General features: G+C 36.6%; 1 pseudogene. It reads left to right on the top strand.

Annotation, left to right across the window (positions count from 1 at the left end):
* Nucleotides 1-64 precede the first annotated feature (64 nt).
* Nucleotides 65-317: pseudogene (locus AC0QH1_RS00260) on the top strand (RNA-guided endonuclease TnpB family protein); the annotation flags it as partial.

The raw sequence follows: 317 nt of genomic DNA, 5'->3' as shown, positions 1-317 counted from the left end.
AAATGTCCCTTTTTTAGAATACTTGTGTACCCCGGCCAACAAACTCATTAATTGCGGAATTTATTTGGCCAGACAGTGGTATTTTAAATTCGGATATATAACGGGCAAATACAACTTAGAAAAAGAGTTAAAATCCAATAGGAATTATCAGGTTTTGCATTCCCAAGCTGCACAGCAAACTCTTAGAGGAGTAGCAGAAGCATTTAAGTCCTATAAAGAGCTATCTAAAAAATACAACAAAGGGGAATTAGCAGACAAACCTCAACTGCCTAAGTATCGCAAAAAAGGAGGAATGGGAGTAATAACTTATCCCAAAC

This window comes from Phormidium sp. CCY1219 (genome assembly GCF_055795085.1).
This window is presented reverse-complemented; position numbering and strand designations above follow the sequence as displayed.